A 21,378-nucleotide genomic window follows, 5' to 3' on the forward strand; every position below is an offset into this window, starting at 1 on the left:
ATCGGCTACGCCTCCTCGATGTGGACGGCTTGGCTCTCCGGCCCGGCGGTTCGCTGCGTGCCCTCGTCTTCGGCGATCTCCTCCGGCTCGGTGTCGCCCGGTTCGCCGCCGTCGGGCCTGCTGAGCTGGACGGCTTCTTCGGAGACGTCGGCCGGGCTCGGGCCGTCGGCTGCTTCGCGGTCTTCCTGGTCGGACATGGTTCCTCCGGTGGATCGGGTCCTTGCCGTCCACCGGTTACCCGCTCACTCGCCGCGATACGCACGGGCCTGGATTTCGTAAAGCTCGTGGTAGAGGCCTCCTTCCTCGATGAGTTCGGCATGCGTGCCCTGCTCGATCAGCCGCCCTTTCTCCAGCACCAGGATCCGGTCCGCGGAGCGGATGTTGGCCAGCCGATGGGTCACCAGGATCGTCGTACGCCTGCCCGCCCCGGAAACACTCGCGTGCCTCAGCCCCGCGAAGACCCGTGCCTCGGCCTTCGCGTCGAGGGCGGCCGTCGGCTCGTCGGCGACCAGGACGGCGGCGTCGCGGTAGATCCCGCGGGCGATGCCCATCCGCTGCCACTGCCCGCCCGAAAGGTCCTGCCCGTCGTTGAACTTCTTGGACAGCACCGTTTTCTCCTTGGCGGGCAAGGAATCGATCACTTCGTCGGCGCCGGAAGAGATGATCGCGTCATGCCACGCGGTGCGCTCCGGGTCTTCCCGGCCGAGCCTGCCGACGGTCACGTTGTGCTCCGCGGTCATCGGCCATTCGGCGGGATCCTGGGCGATGACCGCGATGTTGGCGTGCACCGACTCGTGATCGGCACCGGCGAGATCGACGTCGTCCCAGAACACCTTTCCCTCCGAAGGCGGATAGAGCCCGGTGAGCAGCTTGCCCAGCGTGGTCTTGCCCGAACCGTTCTCCCCGACGAGGGCGATCACCTCACCACGCCGGATGGTCAGCGAAACCTCGCGCAGCGCGGGGGTTTCCTGGCCGGGATAGGTGAAACCGACGTTCTCCAACCGGATCTCCGCCGGATCCGGCGGCGCGGAGACCCCGTCCTTCACCGGGCCGCGTTTCCCGGATTCCACGAGCAACCGCTGGAAGAAGGCGATGTAGAACGACTCCTCGTACATGGCGTTCACCGCGCGCATCGTGACGGACAGCGAGTTCGACGCCGTCCGCATGGCGAGCGCGGCCGTCCCGGCGAGGGCGAGTTCCATCTGCCCGCCGTAGAGCAGGAGACCGAGCACCAGATACGCGATCGCGGTGCCCACCCCGGCCGCCGCGCGACCGGTCAGGCGGACCATGTTGCTGCGATGCGCGAGCCGGACCTCCTCGCGCATCAGGCTTTCGGTGATCCGGCGGTACTCGTCGAGCAAGGGCTCCTGCAAGGTGAGGGCGTGCCGTTCGAGGGCGAATTGGCGCCAGGTGGCCACCTCTTCGACGATCCTCTTCCGGATGTTCCGGCCGACGGTGTCGAGGTAGTGCCGGTAGTTCAGCCGCGCGACCTTGGCCGCCGCCCAGCCGTCGGCCGCCGCCGCGAGCAGGAGCACCGGCGCGAGCCAAGGGTTCAGCAGACCCGCCGCTACCAGCGCGGCGATCAGCGAGATCAGCGCCGACGTCAGATCCGCGATCCAGCGCAGGCTCATCTCGATCGACCGGACCCCGTCCCGCGCGCCCTGCCTGGCCAGTTCCCGGAAATCGGCGTCCTCGAAGGCCAGCAACCGGACCCTGACCATGGCGGCGGTGACCTCGTCGCCCGCCGAGGTCACGACCCGCGGCCGGAGCGTGCCCTCGACCGCGGCCACCGCCGTGTCCAGCAGCGCGCGCAAGGCGTACGAGCCGATGACGATCATCAGCGCGGGCAGCGATTCCAGCACCCTGTCCGGTGTCGGCCCGCTCTCCAGCAGTGCGGTGAACACGTTCGCCGTCGCCAGCAGGCCGAACGCCGTGACACAACCGGAAAGAACGTGGACGACGCCGGCGAGCAGGGTCAGCCGCGCCGACGTCCGCCAGGCCAGCCGCAGCACGATCGCCACGGCGGACGGGAGCGCGCGGATGGCCTTGACCATCCCCGCGTCGGCCACAGTCTCGTCGGGGGTGGCCCAGTCGGGCATCTTCAGGTTCTCGACCCCGATCAGGGGCACGGTCGATTCGGGCACTCCTCCTTCTCTACGCGCACCCACCGACATTTTTGAGCTGACGGTGACGCGATGGTTCGCGACCCGCGTTCGGCGGCTGGGGGTAGCAAAGGTCCCTTGCTTCCTGAAGGTGACTGTGGGTTTCAGAACGCCTGGTGTCCTGAACCCGCACGGTCGTTACGTGGGGTGAGGGGTGTGTGGAGATAGGGACACTCAACGTCTCTATTTCCGCACACCGTTGTGTCTCCGGCCCGGTCACGGCTCGCGGTAGCGAAGGTCCTTTGCTTCCTTTCGGTGACTGGGGGTTCAGAACGCCTGGTGTCCTGAACCCGCACGGTCGTTACGCGGGGTGAGGGGTGTGTGGAGATAGGGACACTCAACGTCTCTATCCCCGCACACCCTCCTGTCTCCGGCCCGGTCACGCCCCGCGGTAGCGAAGGTCCCTTGCTTCCTACGGGTGACTGTGGCGTTTCAGGACATCCGACGTCCCGAAACCCACACGGTCGCTACATGAGGGGTGTCTGGAGATACGGACACTCAACGTCTCTATCCCCGGTCACGCCCCGCGGTGGTGAAGGTCCCTTGCTCCTCCAGGTGACTGTGTGGGTTTTGGGTCGTCCAACGCACCGAAATCCACACGGTCAGCCGCGGCGCCCCTCCTGTCACGCGCAGGACCAAAGGTCCCTTCATCTCTCGCCCGCCATGGGCTACTCTCTCGCTAGAGCGATCTATCAAGTCGCAAAGGGGGCGAACATGGAAACTCTTCAAGGCCGGGGGCTCACCGCGTTACGGCTGATCCTCGCCTTCACGCTGTTGTCCACCACGCTGCACTACGCGCACAACGTGCTCAGGGCGGCGGACTATCCGCAGGTCGAGGGCATCTCGGTGGGCATGGCCGCCACCCTGGTCGTCGTCGCGTACGTCCTGCTCACCGTCTTCGGCGTGCTCGGCTACCGCGACTACCTGCGCGGACGTTATTGGCGGGCGCTCGCCTTCCTGATGGTCTATTCGCTGTCCGGGCTCGCGAGCCTCGGCCACTTCCTGGTCGCCGTGCCGCAGATCCCGGCCTTCTGGTTCGCCACGATCTACACCGACACGGCTTCCGCGCTGGTGCTGTGGGCGTTCGTGACCTGGGCGGCAACGAAACTCAACCGGGAGCCCGCGCTCCGTGACCAACTTTCTACACAACATTGACGCTGATCAGTGCCATGTAGACAATCAGTAGGGTGACGCGGACCACATCGGTGACGTTCGAACGTCATCCCAGCGGCTACCGGCACTGGAAACTGTCCACCGACGGCGACGTCGCGTGGCTCGAACTCGATGTCGACGCCGACGGGGGTCTCGTACCGGGTTACGAGCTCAAGCTCAACTCGTACGACCTCGGCGTCGACATCGAGTTGTACGACGCGACGCAGCGGCTGCGGTTCGAGCATCCCGAGGTCCGCGTGGTCATCGTGACCAGCGCGAAGGACAACGTCTTCTGCGCGGGCGCGAACATCCGCATGCTGGCTTCGTCGTCGCACGAGTGGAAGGTGAACTTCTGCAAATTCACCAATGAGACCCGCAACGCCATGGAGGACGCCGCCGCGCACTCCGGGCAGATCTACGTCGCGGCGGTCAACGGCACCTGCGCCGGCGGTGGCTACGAGATCGCGCTCGCCTGCGAAAAGATCCTGCTGGTCGACGACAACTCCTCGACCGTCGCGCTGCCGGAGGTGCCGCTCCTCGGCGTCCTGCCCGGCACCGGCGGGCTCACCAGGGTGGTCGACAAACGCGGCGTGCGGCGGGACCTCGCCGACGTCTTCGCCACCCGCCCCGATGGGGTGAAGGGGCGGACCGCGGTCGACTGGCGGCTCGTCGACGAACTCGTACCGCGGCAGGGCTTCCGCGAAGCCGTGCTGGCCAGGGCGAAGGAGATCGCGCGGACGAGCGAGCGGCTCGACGGCGAAGGCGTCGAGCTGAAGCCACTCAAGCATCGTTATGTCGACATCGGCCTCGGCAAGACCGATGCGACGATCACCGTCAAGGGTCCGGACGGCGACGACGGCTGGCTCCTGGACGTCACCCGCGAACTCGACGACGCGATCCTTCGCCTGCGCACCAACGAACCTGAACTCGGCACGTGGGTGCTCCGCACCGAAGGCGATCCGGCGAAGGTCCTCGAACACGAACGCGTCGTGTTCGACGCGAAAGACTGTCTGAGCAACGAAATCGTCCACTACTTCAAACGGACGCTGAAGCGGCTGGACGTCACCAGCCGCAGCCTGATCGCCCTCGTCGAGCCTGGTAGCTGCTATGCCGGGCTGTTGCTGGAGCTCGCGCTCGCCGCGGACCGGCAGTACATCTTGGACGGTCCGCTGGTCGACGACGAAGACAGTGAAGAACGTGCGTCGATCACGTTGTCCGAAGCCAACTTCGGCCGCTTCCCGATGAGTAACGGCTTGACGCGCCTCGAATCCCGGTTCTTCGGCGACCCGGATCACGTCACGAGGCTCGCGAAGTTCCGCGGCAAGCCGCTGAGCCCGGCGGAGGCGAACGAACTCGGCTTGGTCACCGACGCCCCGGACGACCTCGATTGGGAGGACGAGATCCGGATCGCGCTGGAAGGACGGGCTTCGCTCAGCCCGGACGCCTTGACCGGAATGGAGGCGAACCACCGGTTCGTCGGCCCCGAGACACTGGAAAGCAAGATCTTCGGCCGCCTGGCCGCTTGGCAGAACTGGATCTTCACTCGTCCGAACGCATCCGGCCCCGAGGGCGCGCTGCGTCGCTACGGTACCGGTCAGAAGGCCGTCTTCGACAGGAAGCGGGTTTGAACAGCCCATGCCGACCAAGATCGATTACGACGCCAAGATCCCCAACAACGTCGACCTCTCCGGCGATCGCCGCCTCCAGCGGGCACTGGAGGGCTGGCAGCCGAAGTTCCTTGACTGGTGGGGCGAAATGGGCCCCGCGCTGCGGACGCAAGGGGTCTATCTGCGCACCGCGGTCAGCGTCGGCCGGGACGGCTGGGCGCATTTCGACCACGTCGACGTGCCCGACTACCGGTGGGGGATCTTCCTCGCGGAGCCGGATCCGGACCGGGTCATCGGCTTCGGCGAGCACAAGGGCGAGCCCGCCTGGCAGCAGGTGCCCGGCGAATACCGCGCCGACCTGCAGCGGCTCATCGTGATCCAGGGTGACACCGAACCCGCGTCGGTCGAGCAGCAGAAGCTGCTGGGGCTCACCGCGCCGAGCCTCTACGACCTGCGGAACCTGTTCCAGGTCAACGTCGAAGAAGGCCGCCATCTGTGGGCGATGGTGTATCTGCTGCACGCCTACTTCGGCCGCGAAGGCCGGGACGAAGCGGAAGGATTGCTGCTCCGGAATTCCGGAAGTCCGGACGCACCCCGGATCCTCGGCGCCTTCAACGAGGAGACCGCGGATTGGCTCGCGTTCTACATGTTCACTTATTTCACCGATCGTGATGGCAAATATCAGCTCGGCACCCTCAAGGAAAGCGGCTTCGACCCGCTTTCCCGCACTTGTGAATTCATGCTCAAGGAAGAGGCGCACCACATGTTCGTCGGCACCACCGGGGTCGACCGGGTGGTCACCCGCAGTGCCGAGCTGATCCGCGAGCACGACACCTTCGACATCGCCGGGCACGGCGGGATCCCGCTGGACGTCATCCAGCGTTACCTCAACTTCCACTACACCGTGTCGCTCGACCTGTTCGGTGGCGAAACGTCGACCAACGCGGCGAACTACTACACCGCCGGGCTGAAAGGCCGCTGGCAGGAGGCTCGCCGCAAGGACGACCACAAGCTCACCGACGCCGCCGGCTCGCTGTCCCGGCCGCGGGCCGACGGCACCTGGGAGACCGAGGAACTCGCGGCCATCCTGCTGCTGAACCTCGACCTGCGGGAGGAGTACCGCGCCGACTGCCAGACCGGCGTCAACCGCTGGAACAGGATCCTGGAGGAGGCGGGCATCGACTTCCGATTCGTCCTCCCGCACCCTGGATTCAATCGCGAAGTCGGCATAAACTCCGGCCACCATGTGACGCCCGACGGCACCGTTGTCGACGAGCGGACCTGGCTGGCCGGCAAACGCAAGTGGCTGCCCACTCCCGAAGACCTGACCTTCGTCCGATCGCTGATGCACCCGGTGTACGAGCGAGGAAAGATCGCGAGCTGGGTGGCACCGCCACGTCAGGGCATCAATGGGAAACCGTTCGACTATGAATACGTTTACCTGAGCTGAGCCGATAGAAGGTGTGCCTGTGTCCGCTGCTGCCACCGGTTTCAACGCAGCGAGCTACCTGCTCGACCGGCATCTGGCGGAAGGACGCGGGGCGAAGGACGCGGTCGTTTCCCCGAGGCGGAGCCTCACGTACGCGGGGCTGGCGGCCGAAAGCCGCAGGGTCGCGGCGGGGCTGAAGGCGATCGGCGTCCGCCCGGAGGAGCGGGTCCTTTTCTGCATGGTCGACGACGTCGAACTGCTCACCGGGATCCTCGGCGCGATGCTGGCCGGAGCGGTCGCGGTACCGGTGTCCACCATGGTCACCGGGCTGGACCTCGGCAAGCTGCTCGCCGATTCGCGGGCCAGGGTCCTGTGTGTTTCGGGCGAGTTCGCCGCGCAGGCGACGGTCGCGCTGGGGCTGGCGCCGGAGGTCACGGACGTCGTGCTGGATCGCGCCAAGGTGGCCGAACTGCCGTCCGGGGTCCGCGCGCACGAATGGGGCGATCTGTCCACTGTGGACGAGGACGGCTTCGAAACGGCGCCGACCTGGGAGGATTCGCCCGCGCTCTGGCTGTACACGTCGGGAACGACGGGCAAGCCGAAGGGCGCGATGCATCGGCACGCGAGTATCCGCGCGGTCTGCGAGACGTACGCGCGCGGCGTGCTGGACATCGGGCCGAACGACCGGTTCCTGTCCGTCCCGAAGCTTTTCTTCGCTTACGGCCTGGGAAATTCGGCCTTCTTCCCGCTCGCCGCCGGCGGGACGACCCTGCTCGAACCGGCGAGGCCGACCCCGGGGCTGATCGCCGCCAGGGTCCGTGCGGAGCTGCCGACGTTGTTCTTCGCCGTCCCGACGTTCTACGCGGCGCTGCTCGCCAGTGACATTCCCGACGACACATTTTCCTCGGTGCGCCAAGCCGTTTCGGCGGGGGAGCCGCTACCCGCGGTGCTGTACGAACGGTTCCGCGACCGCTTCGGCGTCGAGATCCTGGACGGGATCGGCTCGACCGAGGCGTTGCACATCTTCCTGTCCAACCGGCCCCGCCAGGTCCACCCCGGCAGCACCGGGGTGCCGGTTCCGGGCTACGAGATCGCGCTGCGCGACGAACAGGGAGAGCCGGTGCCGGACGGGCAGCCCGGTGAACTGTTCGTCGCCGGGCCGTCGATCGCGACCGGCTACTGGGCGCGGTACGAAACGACGAAGCAAGTCTTCCAGGGCGAGTGGCTGCGGACGGGCGACAGCTTCGTGCGCAACGCCGACGGGAGCTACACCTGCCTCGGGCGCTTCAACGACATGCTGAAACCCGGCGGGATCTGGGTGTCGCCCGCCGAGGTCGAGGACAGGCTGCGGCAGCATCCGGCGGTCGCCGAGGTCGCGGTGGTGGCCGCCTTCGACGCCGACGGTATCGAGAAACCGGTCGCGTGCGTGGTCGGCGTACCGGGCGGCAGGCTCGACGCGGACGAGCTGATCGAGTTCTGCCGGGCGGGCCTGGCGTCGTTCAAGCGGCCGCGGGGCATCGTCGAGCTGGGCGAACTGCCGAAGACGGCGACCGGGAAGATCCGGCGCAACGTCATCCGGGAACTGGTGCGGGACATGTACGAGGTCCGGACGTATCAGCCGGATCCCACGTCGCCCCTGCCCGGCTGATCCGCCTGTTCGCCGACTCCGCACGCCAAGCTCACGTGGGCAGAGACGGATCTCGCGTGCTCAGACCCGTAACTCGCGTGATCGAAGGCGTAACTCGCGTGACCGGGGCGGATCAAGCTCCGTTGACGGTGCGCAGGGTCCGCATGGCCTCGGCCAAATCGTGCGCGCCGTCACCGAGCGGGGTCAGGACGATGCGCCGCAGGATTTCGGCACACGCTTCTCTCGCCTTCTCGGCGACGTCGAGACCGTGGTCGGTGAGCGCCGCGAACGTGACGCGGCGATCGTCGGGGCTCGGCACGCGGCAGATCAGGTCCGCGGCGACCAGCCGGTCCGCGACCTTGGTGAACCCGCCGCTCGACAGCGCCGCCTCGACGGCCAGCCGCGTCATCGGCATCCGGTGCTCGGGTGAGCGCACGAGCCGTAGCAGGATGTCGAACGACGCCGGCGCCAGGCCGAACCGTTCGGCGATCTCGCCCATCAGCTTGTTCTGGGTGGCCAGGTAGCCCTCGATCACCAAGCCCCACCACGTGACCACTTCGTCGTCGTTCGGTTCCTCCGATTTCACCACTGCCACGCGAGCGAGGGTACACCAAGAACTCTTCCTGGAATATATCTTGCGCGCGAGAGGTTATCGGGTTAGCTTGAGTTCACCGGCTCCAGAGGAGGGGCACCATGTCGATCAAGACTTCGGGCCTGCACCACGTCACCGCCATCGGTGGCGACCCCCAGCGCAACGCGGACTTCTACACCCGGGCACTCGGCCTGCGGCTGGTGAAGACCACCGTGAACTTCGACGACCCCGGCACGTACCACCTCTACTACGGCGACGAGTCCGGCAAGCCCGGCTCGCTGATGACGTTCTTCCCGTGGCGGGACGCGCCGAAGGGCCGTCACGGCACCGGCCAGGCGACCAGGACGTCCTTCTCCGTGCCGGAGACCTCTCTCGGCTGGTGGAAGGCGCACCTCGCCGAGAACCGCGTGGAGACCGGCCAGGTCCGCAACGCCGACGGTGAGGAGACGCTCACCTTCCTCGACCCGGACGGCCTCGAACTCGCGCTCGTCGCGCATCCGCAGGGCGACCCGCGTGACCCGTGGGACACGAAGCTGGTCCCCGCCGAGCACGCCATCCGCGGGCTGCACTCCGTCACGCTGTCGGTGTCCCAAGAGGACGCGACCGCCGGGATGCTGACCGACGGCCTCGGCCTTGCCTTCGTCCACCAGGAGGACAACCGCCTGCGGTTCTCCGCTGGTGAAGGCGGCCCCGGCGCGCTCGTCGACGTCCTCGTCACGCCCGACGCTCCGCGCGGGCTGGTGGCGGCGGGCACCGTGCACCACGTCGCCTGGCGCGCGCCGGACGAGGACACCCAGGCCGCCTGGCGCGACGAGCTGATCGACGACGGCGTGAACGTGACGTCCATTTTGGACCGTCAGTACTTCCGCTCGATCTACTTCCGTGAGCCGGGTGGAACGCTACTGGAGGTCGCGACCGACGAACCCGGATTCGCGATCGACGAGCCGCTGCTGGAACTCGGCCGCGCGCTGAAACTGCCGCCGTGGCTGGAGCCCAAGCGCGAGGACATCGAAGCCATGCTGCCGAAGCTGGACCTGCCGAGCGAGAACAACCCGCGATGAGCACCTTGGAGCACAAGTACGTCGAAGGGGCGCCCGACGAGCCGGTGCTGCTGCTCCTGCACGGCACCGGCGGTGGCCCGGACGATCTCGTGCCGCTCGCCCGGCAGCTGAGCCCGGCGTCGGCGCTGCTCGCGCCCGCCGGGCCGGTGTCGGAACACGGTGCGGCCCGGTGGTTCCGCAGGCTGGCGGAAGGCGTTTTCGACCACGAGGACGTCGTCTACCGCGCGAACCAGCTGGCGGATTTCGTGCTCGCCTCGCGTGAGGAATACGCCCTCGGTGACCGGCGGCTGGTCGCCATCGGGTTCTCCAACGGCGCCAACATCGCCGCCGCGGTGTCCCTGCTCCGCCCGGACGCCGTCCGGGAGGCCGCGCTGTTCGCGGCGATGTCCCCGGTGCCTTCCCCGCCCCGGAACGACCTGTCCGGAACCAGGGTCTTCCTGTCGAACGGCGACCACGATCCGATGGCGCCGCTGGCTTCGGCGGAGACGCTCGTCCGTGACCTGCGCGAGCGCGGCGCGGACGTCGTCGCCCACCGGCATCCCGGCGGGCACCAGGTGACCGGCAACGGTTTGGTAGCGGCCGCGGGGTGGCTCAACCCATGGCGGGGAGAGCAAAGCACGCGAACGTAACATCGGCCGATGACTAACGGGGACCTCGTCCGCGCCCAGGCCCTGCTCGACAGGGTCCTCCTCGCGGACGGGCACAACGATCTGCCATGGGAGCTGCGGGTCACGACCGGGCCGGATCCGGTCGAGGCCGTGGCCGGCACGGATCTCACGGTCCGTCAGCCGCATCTGCACACCGACTTCCCGAAGCTCGCCGAGGGCAGGCTCGGGATGCAGTTCTGGTCCGTCTACGTGCCTTGCCAGTTCGAGGGCCACAGCGCGGTGACGGCGGTGCTCGAACAGATCGAGATCGTGCACCAGATGGCCGAGCGCTACCCCGATCGCCTGGCCCTCGTGGACACCGCCGACGAGGCCGAAAGCGCTTTCCGTGACGGCAAGATCGCGTCACTGCTCGGCGCCGAGGGCGGTCACAGCATCGCCGAATCCCTTGGTGTGCTGAGGATCCTCCGCCGTCTCGGGGTCCGCTACATGACGCTCACGCACAACTACAACACCACCTGGGCCGACTCCGGCACCGACGAACCCGCGCACGGCGGTCTCACCGACTTCGGCCGGGACGTCGTCCGCGAGATGAACAAGATCGGCATGCTGGTCGACCTCTCGCACGTCGCGCCGAGCACGATGCGCGCCGCGCTGGAGGTCAGTTCCGCGCCGGTGATCTTCAGCCACTCCTCCTGCACCGCGGTCAACGACCATCCCCGCAACATCCCCGACGACGTGCTGGAAACCCTGGCCGCCAAGGACGGCGTCGCCATGGTGACGTTCGTGCCGGGCTTCATCTCGCCGAAGGTCGCGGAGTGGGACGACCGGTTGCGGCAGGACATGGAAGCCGCGGGCAAGGACTACCGGAACATCGACCAGCGCACGAAGTTCACCGCCGAACGAGGCGGCCCGGAGAAGCCGAAGGCGGGAATCGACGACGTCGTCGCGCACATCGAGCACGCGCGCGAAGTGGCGGGCGTCGACCACATCGGACTCGGCGGCGACTACGACGGAGTCGCGACGTTGCCCGAAGGCCTCGAAGACGTTTCGAAGTACCCGGTGCTGTTCGCCGCGCTGCTGGAACGCGGCTGGAGCGAAGAGGACTGTGCGAAATTGGCCGGGAAGAACACCTTGCGCGTGCTGCGCGCGGCCGACGAGGTCACCCGTTCGGACGCTTGAGAGCGCGATCAAGCCCGCTTCGGCGGACACTGTCCTGCATGACGCAGCCGCAGGAGGGCGCCGCCGAGGTTCCCGTCAAGCCGTCCGACACCGCGGGCGGCGCACGCCACAGCGGTAAATTCGAAGCCGCCCCGAAGCTCAAACGGACGCGGGTGAGCGGCACCTGGATCGCCGTCATCGTGGCGCTGATCGTGCTGGTGTTCCTGCTCGTGTTCATCCTGCAGAACCAGGACACGGCCACCGTGCACTTCCTGGGCATGTCCGGGAGCATGCCGCTGGCGGTCGCGATGCTGTTCTCCGTGATCGCCGGTGGCGTGCTGGTCGCGCTCGTCGGCGGCGCGCGGATCCTGCAGTTGCGCAAGCAGGCCAAGAAGTCGCGACATCAGCTGCGCTGAAGGACCCCTCGCCGGAACTCGCTCGGGTTGACGCCTCGCACGCGTTTGAACGCCGCGCTGAACCCGAACGCGTCGGAATAGCCGACGGTGCGGGCGATCTCGGAGAGGGTCGCGGGCTCCGGGCCGGTGAGGAGATCCGCCGCGAGGGTCATCCGCCAGCGGGTGAGATAGGTCAGCGGCGGTTCGCCGACCAGGTCGGCGAACCGTTTGGCCAGCGTCGACCGCGATACCCCGATCCGCCCGGCCAGCGTGCCGACGGTCCACGGTGCCGCCGGTTCCGTGTGCAGCAGGCGCAGGGCGTCGCCGACCACGGGATCCCGCTGCGCGGCCCACCACGCCGGGGGCCGTCCGCCCGGCCGGTCGAACCATTCGCGCAGTGAGCACACCAGCAACCAGTCGAGCAGCCGGTCGAGGACCACCTGCTGTCCTGGCGCGTCGATGGCGACCTCGGCGGCGACGTGTTCCAGCACGGGGTCGCCCGGGCCGCCGGCGTCCACCCGCAGCACGACGGGCAGCGCGTCCAGCAGCGGACGGCCGATCTCGCCGCGCACCGGGTACGCGCCGACGATCAAGGTCGTCTCGCCGCCCGGGTCGCCGATCCAGCCGAGCCGGTGCCGGGTCCCGCCCAGTTCGGGCGTCGCGCAGTGCTCGCCGCACGCGATCGGTTCGGCCGCGGTACCGATCTCGTCGACGAAGGCGAACGTCGCGGGGCCGCGCACGATGACCGACTCGCCCGCGCGAAGCGGCTCTGGCGGGCCGTCCTCCGGCACGATCCAGCCCGCGCCGGTGAGCACGGCGCACAGGGTGAGGGGCGCGCCGTCCACGAAGCGCAGGTTCCACGGCGGGGACAGGGTCGAACTGCCGAACAAGGAGCCGTGGGAGCGCATCCCGCGGATCAGGTCACTGAACACGTCCACCCCGGCGAGGGTAGAGAAGGGGACGCCAACCTCGGTGAGAGGCTGGGCTGACCGGTGGAAGGCCCACGGCGACGCGGTCACCGCAGACGGCCGGCCGCCGGGTTGGACGAATACACAGGCGATCCGGGCTTTCACCTATGGGCACGTCCAAGTCCGCCGGGTTGGATCGAGCTCATGCTGACCACTGACGACCTCGAATTCCTCCGCCGCCCTCTGCACGGGTTCCTGACCGTGGCGGGCGGCCCGGTCCGGCCGGTCTGGTTCGAGGCCGCCGACGACGGCACGATTCAGCTCTTCACGCCCCGCGAGTCACCCAAGGTGCGGCGCCTGAAGGACGACCCCCGCGCCTCGATCATCGTGGCCGCGCCGGTGGGCGAACGCGAGCGCTGGGTCTCGGTCACCGGCGGCGCCACGGTGGAGCCCGACGGGGCGCACGAACTGGCCGCCCGGCTCGGCGCGCGTTACTGGGACCTCGACGACCCCGCCCACGCCGGCGAACTCGCCGGGATCCAGACCCTCGATCTCGTGCGGCTCGTCATCCGGCCGGAGAAGGTCAGCCGTTACTCGATGTGATGATCGACGTCATCCCGAGCAGGGCGGCGCAAACGTTTTCGTCGCCCTCGGCGGTGACCCGGCCGCGGTCCGCCGGGTTCCGGGTGCACAGCCGCCAGAAGGTGTCCGCGTCCGTCGTCACCGAGGCCAGCGACGAGCGTGACGTCGGCGCGACCCGGTCGAGTTCCCAGCCGTCGGCGGTCCGCCGGGCCGTCCACTTCCCGCCGCCCTGACCGGTGACGGTGTAGGCGACCTGCCTGCCGACGCGCGCGTCGATGTCACGCAGGGTGTGCGGCATCGCCCGCATGAAGGTGTCGACCACCGGTCCGCGGAACTCGGTCTCGCCCAGCGTTCGCGCACCGACGGCCTCGCGGATCTGCTGCTGGTGCACCCAGAACTCGGTGTACTCGCGGGCGACGTCGAGCCAGACCGGCGCGGGTTCGTCCCCGGCCCAGCTCACCGGCTCGCCGATGGCGTCGAGATCGGCGCGGCCCCACAGCTCGGCGATCTGCGAGGTGCTGTCCACCAGCATCGCGAACAGCACTTCGGGGGACAGCCGGCGGCACGCGACCACCCATTCGTCGTTGATCCGGTCGATGAAGTCCCCGAAGCGCTCGCCCTCGCGCGGCGCGGTGGTCCGGTAGTCGTCACGGTCGCGGGACAGCCTGCCGAGTTTGTCGCCGAGGATGTGGGCGGCGAGATCGTGCACCGTCCAGCCCGTGCACACCGTCGGCGCGGCCCACTGGTCCGCGTCGAGTCCGGACAGTACGTCGAGGAGGGCTTGCTCCTCTCGCGCGAAGAGCGGGAGGACGTCGATCGGCGGACCCCAGCGCGTGAAGCTCATGGCGACCATCCAAACACTCACGTCCGTCACATTTTCGGCCATTCGGCCTACTCGCAGGTAGCATCAGCGCGAACGTGAGGGGAGTGCCCGTGAGCGACGACCGACCCGCCGGTGAAGACCTGGCCGCTTTCGCCAAACGCGCGGGACAGCTGGCGGGCTGGGCCGCCCGCACGGGCTTCGAGTTCACCCGCAAACTCCCCGGCGTCGAGATCGCCGAACAGATCGTCAAACAGGGCGAGCGGCAGCTGCTTTCGGAGCTGCGCCGCCGTCTCGACGAGGTCGACGACCCGTACCACGCCGCGCTCACCGCCGCGTCCGCGATGAACCGGCCCGACACCAACGGTTCGCGGCCGGTCGAGGCGACGATCACCCTCGTGCACACCCGCGCCCAGCTCGAACCGCTCCGCGCGGCGATGGCCGAACTGCTCAACCACTCGATCGGCTTCGGGCGCGAGCGGGCCCGCGAATACCTCTACGCGATCATCCTGCGGCAGCTCACGCCGGACGAGGCCCGCATCCTTTCCGCGCTTTCCGACGGCTCGCCGTTCCCCTCGGTCGACGTCGCCGAGCGGACCAGCCTCGGCGCGGCCGGGCGGTTCGTGCTCCGCAACGCCTCCACCGTCGGCAAGGCCGCCGGGGTGTCGCTGCCGGACCAGGTGCCCGGCTACCTCACCAGGCTGATCGGGCTCGGCCTGGTCGAGTTGGACGAGGAGGTGCCCGCGCTGGAGACGCAGTACGAGATCCTGCTGACCGACGAGACCGTCCGCGAGGCGGAGAAGTCGGTGAAACGGGTCAAGTTCGTGAAGCGCACGGTCCATATTTCCCGGCTCGGCGCCCAGTTCTGGCAGGCCTGCGACCCGAGCGCCGGCTGACCTCGGCATGGGTGCGTTCCTCGACGGGATCCTCGCCGATTTCGGCGCGCACTGGCCGCTTTACGTCTCCATCCCGATCGTCGCCGCCCTGATCGGCTACACCACCAAACTCGTCGCGATCCGGATGATGTTCCAGCCGGTCGAGTTCGTCGGCATCAAACCCTTCCTCGGCTGGCAGGGCATCGTGCCCAAACGCGCCGCGCGGATGGCGAGCATCGCCTGCGACACGATGACCGAGCAGCTGATCAAACCGGCCGAGATCGTCGCCAGGCTCGATCCGCAGAGAATCGCCAAGGAGATCGAAAAACCGCTCCAGGCGGCCGTCGAGGACATCGTGCGCGACGTCGCCGCCCACTACCAGCCGGGGCTGTGGGAATCGCTGCCGGTGGGCATGCAGCGGCTGGTGATCCAGCGCGTGCAGGCCGAGACGCCGCGGATGGTCGCGGCCGTGCTGGAGCTGATCAAGTCCGATGTGGACAGTGTGTTCGACCTCAAGGGCATGGTGGTCACCGCGCTGGTCAAGGACAAACGGCTGCTGAACCGGATCTTCCAGGAGGCGGGCGACAAGGAGTTCAAGTTCATCGCCCGCTCCGGCATCTTCTTCGGCGGGCTCATCGGCGTGATCCAGATGGTCGCGTGGGTGCTGTTCAAGTTCCCGCTGATCATGCCGCTGTTCGGGCTCTTCACCGGCTGGTTCACCGACTGGCTCGCGCTGCGGATGATCTTCTACCCGATCGAGGAACGCCGGTATTTCGGTGTGCGCTGGCAGGGCCTGTTCCTGAAACGGCGCGGCGAGGTCGCGGAGGCGTACGGCGCGCTGATCGCGAAGGAGATCATCACCCCGCACAACGTGATCGAGGCGGTGCTGTACGGCCCGCTGTCGGACCGGGTGCTCGGGCTGATCCAGCGCCAGCTCGACGAACAGCTCGGCCGTCGCGTCGGCGTCGGCAAACCGCTGGTGGTGTTCGCCGTGGGCAGCAAGCGGTATCAGGACATGAAGCTGAACATCGCCGAGAAGATCATGGACAAGCTGCCGGAGACCATGCGGTACATCGAGGACTACGCGACCGACGCGATGGACATCCGGAACGTGCTGGTGACGAAGATGAAGGAGTTGTCGCCGCGCGAGTTCGAGGGTCTCCTGCGGCCCGCGTTCCAGCAGGACGAATGGATCCTGATCGCGACCGGTGCCGTCCTGGGTTTCGCCGTCGGTGAGGCCCAGGTCCTCCTGCTGGAGCACTTCGCCGCCTGACATCCCGGCGTTCCCGGCCATCGCAAGCAGGTGACGAATTGCGCGGATGGCTGCCTCATCGGCGGTACACCGGCTGGCCCGTCCGGTCTAGAGTGCCCTCTGCACAAAGCCTGGGGGAGGGCGCACATGGCCGACGCGGGGAGCCCGTGGCCGCAGGAGATCCGGCTGGCGATGACCATGGTGGGCGGGGCGAGCCTCGCGGTCTGGATGGGCGGGGTCGCCACCGAGACCTCGCATCTGCTTCAGGCGTCGAGAACGCCGGAATCGAAAAGCCCGTACCGGGCACTGCTCGATCTGCTCAACGCCACCGTCTCGCTCGACGTGCTCACCGGCACCAGCGCGGGCGGTATCAACGCGGCGTGCCTCGGGCTGGCCGAGGCGTTCCGGTCGAGCCCGCAGGTGCTGCGGGACACGTGGATCAGCACGGGATCGCTCGACAATCTGATCCGCGACCCCGGCGAGAAGGAACCGCGGTCGCTGCTCGACGGCGACAAGGTGCTGCTCGGCGATCTCAAGGACGCGTTGCACCGGATCACCGACAAGGCGACCGTGAAACCCGACTGTCCCGACATCACGGTGCTGCTCACCGGCACGATGATCGACGGCGAGACGACCAGGTTCGACGACGCGCTCGGCAACCTGGTGCGGGACACCGAACACCGGCTCCTGTTCCGCTTCGATGGTCCTTTGTGGACGGATGATGTGGTCGGGCCGCTCGCGCTCGCCGCGAGGTCCACCGCGTCGTTCCCGGGCGCCTTCGAACTTTCCCGGATGCCGATCGGCGAGAAGACCGGACCGCTGCATCCGGACATGACGAAGTACACCGACGTCACGCGGTCGCATTGGCTCACCGACGGCGGGGTGCTGCTGAACAAACCGTTGCGCCCGGCGCTGCGGGAGATCTTCGAGCGGCAGTCGCATTCGGACGTCCGGCGCCTGCTGCTGTACGTGGTGCCGACGGCGGAACGCGAGGCCGAGCGGGTCACGGTCGATCCGGAGCGGCCACCGCTGCTGGGCAGCGCGCTCAGCAAGGTCGTCGGCACCGTGCTGAGCCAGACGATCAGCGCCGAGCTGGAGGATCTGACCAGGCACAACGACGCCGTCGTCCGGACCAGGGGGACTCGCGTTTCCCTTGCCGCGATGGGGGTTCGCGGCGGCCCGGACTCTCTGGTCGACCAGCGGCTGATGAACGACTACCGCGACCGGCGGGTGCAGGAGGACGCCACCGCGCTCGTCCGTGAGGCGACCCGCAGGCTCTCCCTGTCCGATGTGGAGGATCAGGGCCGTCAGTGGGCGTCCGGCACGGCGGCGCAGCTGCGCGCGGCCGCGGCGGCCGGGCTGCGGGACGGCCTGCCGGTCGAGCCGCCGAAGGACACCTGCGAACTCGCGGATCTGGTCGCCTTCCGCACCACCGCGCTCGACGATTCGGTCGCCACCGGGCTGCAACTGGTGAACGCGGGCTTCCGGCTCGACCCGTCGCCGGAGCAGGCCGTGCAGCTCAACCGTTGCCGGGTGCTGCTGCACGAAGCGCGGCACAAGGCCGCGCGGGGGCAGCGGCTCGCGGGCTGGATCACCGAACAGGAGCCGCCTGCCTCCGACGTCACGCTGGCGGCCTGGATCGAAGGCCTCGCCAAGGACTGGGCCGCGCTCGGCCGCTCGGAAACCCTGAAGGAGGCGTGGCCGCTGGTCGTCGCCGCCCTCCGGCAGGCCACGCCGATCCTTTTGCCGCTGGCGCGGGCGAAACCCGGCACCGAGGCCGCCGACACGGTCAGCACGCTCCTGGCCTGGACGGGCCTCACTGCGGACGACAAGAGCGCCGGTGATCCCGTCGTCACCTCGCGGCTCGTGCGCCTGCACATCGCGACCCGGGGGCTGCTCGCGCAGGCGCCGTCGGTCGATCAGCGGGTCGACCTCGTCCAGGTGAGCGCGGATTCGCGGACGCTGATGGACATGAAACGGCGTCGTTCCTGGGACAAGCTCACCGGGATGCAGGCCGACTACTTCGGCGCGTTCTACAAGGCGTCGTGGCGCGCGAACGACTGGATGTGGGGCCGGGTCGACGGCGCGGGCTGGCTGGTGCAGTGCCTGCTGGACCCGAAACGCCTGCGCCTGCTGCGCGACGTCGTTGGACGGGAGGCGTTCCGGACGCGGGTGCGGGACACCTTCAAGGCGATCGGCTGGCGGCAGCCGGGTACGGAAGACGGGCTGTCGCAAGAGGAAGCGGAGGCCCTGCGCGCGCAATTGGCCGGTGAGCTGGCTTTCCTCGGTCTCGACGGCGAACTCGCCGACGTGGAAACCGAAGCCGCCCTGCCGATCAGCATGCCGGTGACGGCGATGGTGCTCGCCAGGGTGCGGCAACTGGAGATCGCCCGCGAAGAGCTGCCGTGTGTCGGCCTCCACTGCGGGCACGACGCGGAAACGGCCAAGGGCAACGGGAAACCGTCGGAACGGTTCAGGAAACTCGTCGAGAACGAGCCCGAAACCGACGAGCAGACCCAGCGCGCGTTCCAGGCGTGCCAGGTCTCCGGCGAACGGTTCGAACACGAACGCGGGACGATGCTTCTCACCAAGACGCTGGTCAAAGCCGGCGCCGCCGGGCTCAACGCGGCCGCCGGGGCGACGCGGGTACCGAAGTCCGTCCAGCCGGCCGCGACCTTCGCCAAGGCCGCCGGGCGCAGCGCGTGGTGGATCACCCGCGGCGCGGCCACCCTGCCGTCGCCGTGGAACGTGCTCGCCGCACTCATCACCGTGCTGGCCGGTTTCGTCCTCGGTGGACAGGGCGGCCCCGTCCTGCAGTGGGTCGGCGTGCCGGTGGCCGCGGGCGCCATCGTGTTCCTGGTGGTGAGCCTGATGACGCTGCGCAAGACGTGGCGGATGGTGCTGACGGTGCTCGGTGTGCTCGTGGTGGCGGCCTTGCTGTTCGCCGCGTTCCTGCCACCGGTGCGCGACCCGCTGTTCGGCTGGCTCGGCGACGTCGTCGCGGGCTGGCGGCGCGGCGAGGCGCCGGTCTGGTGGCTGGTGGTCTGCCTGTTGCTCGTGCTACCCGCCATCTGGACGCCGCTCGGCTCGCTCGGGGGTCGCAAGCGACGGCGTGAATAGCGGAACCGGGCGTCGAATAGCGCCCTGACCCTGCGACGAAGCGGTAACGGTTGGTATCGTCACATGCAGTGAGACCGCGACGAAGCGGCCTTACCCACAAGTGCTGCGCTTCAAACGTTACCGTTACCTTTGTCACGTGTGTTTCGGGGTTGTTGCAGGTAGCCGCGTTGCCGCCGCCGCGCTGATCTGACCGCGCCCGAATCCTCCGGTACGTTTCTTGGACATGTCCGGAAAGCACTTGATCGAAAATCCGACCAAGGCAGACGGTGCCGCGCTCTGGAGAATCGCCCGCGATTCGAAGAAGCTGGATCTCAATACGCCTTACGCCTATTTGCTGTGGTGCCACGATTTCGCCGACACCTCGGTCGTCGCGAAAGTCGACGGGACCCCGGTCGGCTTCGTGATCGGATACCGCAAGCAGGACACCGGCTTCGTCTGGCAGGTCGCCGTCGACGCGTCCCAGCGAGGAAAAGGCCTGGCCGGAGCTCTGCTCGACGAGCTGTTCGGCCGGTTGACCGCCCAGGGCGTCCGGTACCTCGAAACGACGATCACCCCGGACAACGAGGCTTCGATCCGGTTGTTCGCCTCGTTCGCCAAGCGGTGGGACGCCACCGTGGAACGCCAGGATCTGTTCTCCGCGACGGATTTCCCGGCCGAGGAAGGAACGCATGAGCAGGAGGACCTGTATCGAATCGGTCCGCTCAGCAGTCAATAGAACGTAAATCCGGGGATCCCAGGGAGAAAGAAAACGTGATGAGCATTTTCGAGGAACTCGAATCCGAGGTACGCAGTTACAGCCGCGGCTGGCCCGTCGTGTTCGACCGGGCGCAGGGGAGCTACCTGTACGACGAGGACGGCAAGGCGTATCTCGACTTCTTCGCCGGGGCCGGCGCGCTCAACTACGGGCACAACAACCCCGCGCTGAAGCGGGCGCTGATCGACTACATCGCCCGTGACGGCGTGACGCACGCGCTCGACATGTTCACGGTGGCCAAGCGGGACTTCCTCCAGACGTTCCAGGAGAAGATCCTCAAGCCGCGCGAGCTCGACTACAAGGTCGTCTTCCCCGGCCCCGGCGGCGCGAACGCGGTCGAGGCCGCGCTGAAGCTCGCCCGCAAGGTGACCGGCAAGGAATCGGTCATCAACTTCACCAACGCCTTCCACGGGATGACGCTGGGCGCCCTGTCGGTGACCGGTAACTCGATGAAGCGCGGCGGCGCGGGTGTCCCGCTGGTGCACGCCACCCCCATGCCGTACGACAACTACTTCGACGGCTCCATCCCGGACTTCCTCTACTTCGAGAAGCTGCTCGAAGACTCCGGCAGCGGCCTGAACGAGCCCGCCGCCGTGATCGTCGAGGGCGTGCAGGGCGAGGGCGGTATCAACGCCGCGCGCGTCGAGTGGCTCAAGGCCCTGGACGACCTGTGCAAGAAGCACGGCATCCTGCTGATCCTCGACGACGTCCAGATGGGCTGCGGCCGCACCGGCCCGTTCTTCAGCTTCGAGGACGCGGGCATCAAGCCCGACATCGTCTGCCTGTCGAAGTCCATCGGCGGCTACGGCATCCCGATGGCGCTGACGCTGATCCGCCCGGACCTCGACGTCTGGGAGCCGGGTGAGCACAACGGCACCTTCCGCGGCATCAGCCCGGCGTTCGTCACCGCGACCGAGGCGCTGCGCGTCTACTGGAGCGACGACGAGCTGGAGAAGTCGACCAAGGCCAAGGGCGAGCGCATCGGCGCCGCCTTCCAGGGCATCGTCGAGGCGTACCCGGACGCGAACCTGTTCGCGAAGGGCCGCGGCCTCGCCCGGGGCATCGAGTTCGCCAATGGCGACCTCGCGGGCAAGGTCTGCGCCGCCGCGTTCGAACGCGGGCTGCTGATGGAGACCTCCGGCCCCGACGGCGAGGTCATGAAGGTCCTCCCGCCGCTCACGCTGACGGACGACGAGCTCACGAAGGGCCTGTCGATCATCGACGAGGCCGTCGCCACTGTCCTGAACTGACCCACCACCAGGAACGAGAGGGAGTT

The 21,378-nt window shown here is 68.2% G+C and carries 19 protein-coding genes; 14 read left to right on the forward strand and 5 right to left on the reverse strand.

Annotated elements, in window-relative coordinates; all coding sequences use genetic code 11:
• Positions 1–5: 5 nt before the first annotated feature.
• Both CVV72_RS32830 and CVV72_RS32835 read right to left on the reverse strand, forming a co-directional pair.
• Positions 6–197, reverse strand: coding sequence for a hypothetical protein (locus CVV72_RS32830; protein ID WP_219147782.1), 192 nt, complete (start codon positions 195–197; stop codon positions 6–8).
• A gap of 45 nt (positions 198–242) precedes the next feature.
• Positions 243–2,144, reverse strand: a complete 1,902-nt coding sequence (locus CVV72_RS32835) for an ABC transporter ATP-binding protein (RefSeq protein WP_219147783.1) — start codon at positions 2,142–2,144, stop codon at positions 243–245.
• Positions 2,145–2,876: 732 nt separating this feature from the next.
• Between CVV72_RS32835 and CVV72_RS32840 the strand changes: the two genes are divergently transcribed.
• From CVV72_RS32840 to CVV72_RS32855, 4 genes are read left to right on the forward strand one after another with little or no spacing between them, the layout of a single operon-like run.
• Positions 2,877–3,317 carry a hypothetical protein gene (locus CVV72_RS32840; protein WP_219147785.1) on the forward strand — a complete coding sequence of 147 codons (441 nt, stop codon included), beginning with the start codon at positions 2,877–2,879 and terminating at the stop codon, positions 3,315–3,317.
• A 32-nt stretch (positions 3,318–3,349) separates the two neighbouring features.
• Positions 3,350–4,942, forward strand: a complete 1,593-nt coding sequence (gene boxC / locus CVV72_RS32845; protein ID WP_219147786.1) for a 2,3-epoxybenzoyl-CoA dihydrolase — start codon at positions 3,350–3,352, stop codon at positions 4,940–4,942.
• Between the two features lie 7 nt (positions 4,943–4,949).
• Positions 4,950–6,371, forward strand: a complete 1,422-nt coding sequence (gene boxB, locus CVV72_RS32850; RefSeq protein ID WP_219147787.1) for a benzoyl-CoA 2,3-epoxidase subunit BoxB — start codon at positions 4,950–4,952, stop codon at positions 6,369–6,371.
• 19 nt (positions 6,372–6,390) lie between these two features.
• Positions 6,391–7,998: a benzoate-CoA ligase family protein gene (locus tag CVV72_RS32855; protein ID WP_219147788.1), complete on the forward strand. Its 1,608-nt coding sequence runs from the start codon at positions 6,391–6,393 to the stop codon at positions 7,996–7,998.
• 112 nt (positions 7,999–8,110) lie between these two features.
• Here CVV72_RS32855 and CVV72_RS32860 read toward each other — a convergent pair whose 3' ends face one another.
• Positions 8,111–8,572 carry a MarR family winged helix-turn-helix transcriptional regulator gene (locus tag CVV72_RS32860; RefSeq protein WP_219147789.1) on the reverse strand — a complete coding sequence of 154 codons (462 nt, stop codon included), beginning with the start codon at positions 8,570–8,572 and terminating at the stop codon, positions 8,111–8,113.
• A gap of 98 nt (positions 8,573–8,670) precedes the next feature.
• Here CVV72_RS32860 and CVV72_RS32865 point away from each other — a divergent pair, with 98 nt between their 5' ends.
• The 4 genes from CVV72_RS32865 to CVV72_RS32880 are packed head-to-tail and all read left to right on the forward strand — an operon-like array spanning position 8,671 to position 11,812.
• A complete protein-coding gene (locus CVV72_RS32865) occupies positions 8,671–9,630 on the forward strand; it encodes a ring-cleaving dioxygenase (protein WP_219147791.1) in 960 nt (319 codons plus the stop codon).
• Positions 9,627–10,259, forward strand: a complete 633-nt coding sequence (locus CVV72_RS32870) for an alpha/beta hydrolase (RefSeq protein ID WP_219147792.1) — start codon at positions 9,627–9,629, stop codon at positions 10,257–10,259. Before CVV72_RS32865 ends, CVV72_RS32870 begins: the two co-directional genes overlap by 4 nt.
• 9 nt (positions 10,260–10,268) lie before the next feature.
• A complete protein-coding gene (locus CVV72_RS32875) occupies positions 10,269–11,417 on the forward strand; it encodes a dipeptidase (RefSeq protein ID WP_219147793.1) in 1,149 nt (382 codons plus the stop codon).
• A 38-nt stretch (positions 11,418–11,455) separates the two neighbouring features.
• Positions 11,456–11,812 carry a lipopolysaccharide assembly LapA domain-containing protein gene (locus tag CVV72_RS32880; protein WP_219147795.1) on the forward strand — a complete coding sequence of 119 codons (357 nt, stop codon included), beginning with the start codon at positions 11,456–11,458 and terminating at the stop codon, positions 11,810–11,812.
• Here CVV72_RS32880 and CVV72_RS32885 read toward each other — a convergent pair.
• A complete protein-coding gene (locus CVV72_RS32885; protein ID WP_219147797.1) occupies positions 11,800–12,729 on the reverse strand; it encodes an AraC family transcriptional regulator in 930 nt (309 codons plus the stop codon). The genes CVV72_RS32880 and CVV72_RS32885 overlap by 13 nt on opposite strands.
• A 174-nt stretch (positions 12,730–12,903) precedes the next feature.
• On the opposite strand from CVV72_RS32885, the gene CVV72_RS32890 reads away from it, so the two are divergent.
• On the forward strand, positions 12,904–13,302 hold the full coding sequence (locus tag CVV72_RS32890) for a pyridoxamine 5'-phosphate oxidase family protein (RefSeq protein WP_219147799.1): 399 nt from the start codon (positions 12,904–12,906) through the stop codon (positions 13,300–13,302).
• On the opposite strand, the gene CVV72_RS32895 is transcribed toward CVV72_RS32890, so the two are convergent.
• Positions 13,283–14,134 (reverse strand): maleylpyruvate isomerase family mycothiol-dependent enzyme, encoded by an 852-nt coding sequence (locus CVV72_RS32895; RefSeq protein WP_219154277.1) that lies wholly within the window; start codon positions 14,132–14,134, stop codon positions 13,283–13,285. The two genes, CVV72_RS32890 and CVV72_RS32895, sit on opposite strands and share 20 nt — an antisense overlap.
• Positions 14,135–14,214: 80 nt before the next feature.
• On the opposite strand from CVV72_RS32895, the gene CVV72_RS32900 reads away from it, so the two are divergent.
• From CVV72_RS32900 to ectB, 5 genes are all read left to right on the forward strand, one after another.
• Positions 14,215–14,997, forward strand: a complete 783-nt coding sequence (locus CVV72_RS32900) for an Abi-alpha family protein (RefSeq protein WP_219147801.1) — start codon at positions 14,215–14,217, stop codon at positions 14,995–14,997.
• Between the two features lie 7 nt (positions 14,998–15,004).
• On the forward strand, positions 15,005–16,249 hold the full coding sequence (locus tag CVV72_RS32905; RefSeq protein ID WP_219147803.1) for a DUF445 domain-containing protein: 1,245 nt from the start codon (positions 15,005–15,007) through the stop codon (positions 16,247–16,249).
• A gap of 126 nt (positions 16,250–16,375) precedes the next feature.
• A complete protein-coding gene (locus CVV72_RS32910) occupies positions 16,376–19,348 on the forward strand; it encodes a patatin-like protein (RefSeq protein ID WP_219147805.1) in 2,973 nt (990 codons plus the stop codon).
• Between the two features lie 223 nt (positions 19,349–19,571).
• Positions 19,572–20,063, forward strand: coding sequence for a diaminobutyrate acetyltransferase (gene ectA, locus CVV72_RS32915; RefSeq protein WP_219147807.1), 492 nt, complete (start codon positions 19,572–19,574; stop codon positions 20,061–20,063).
• Between the two features lie 38 nt (positions 20,064–20,101).
• Positions 20,102–21,352 carry a diaminobutyrate--2-oxoglutarate transaminase gene (gene ectB / locus CVV72_RS32920; protein ID WP_219147809.1) on the forward strand — a complete coding sequence of 417 codons (1,251 nt, stop codon included), beginning with the start codon at positions 20,102–20,104 and terminating at the stop codon, positions 21,350–21,352.
• The last annotated feature ends 26 nt before the right edge of the window (positions 21,353–21,378 follow it).

Origin of the sequence: Amycolatopsis sp. TNS106 (genome assembly GCF_019330265.1) — a bacterium.
Classification (GTDB): Bacteria; Actinomycetota; Actinomycetes; order Mycobacteriales; family Pseudonocardiaceae; genus Amycolatopsis; species Amycolatopsis lurida.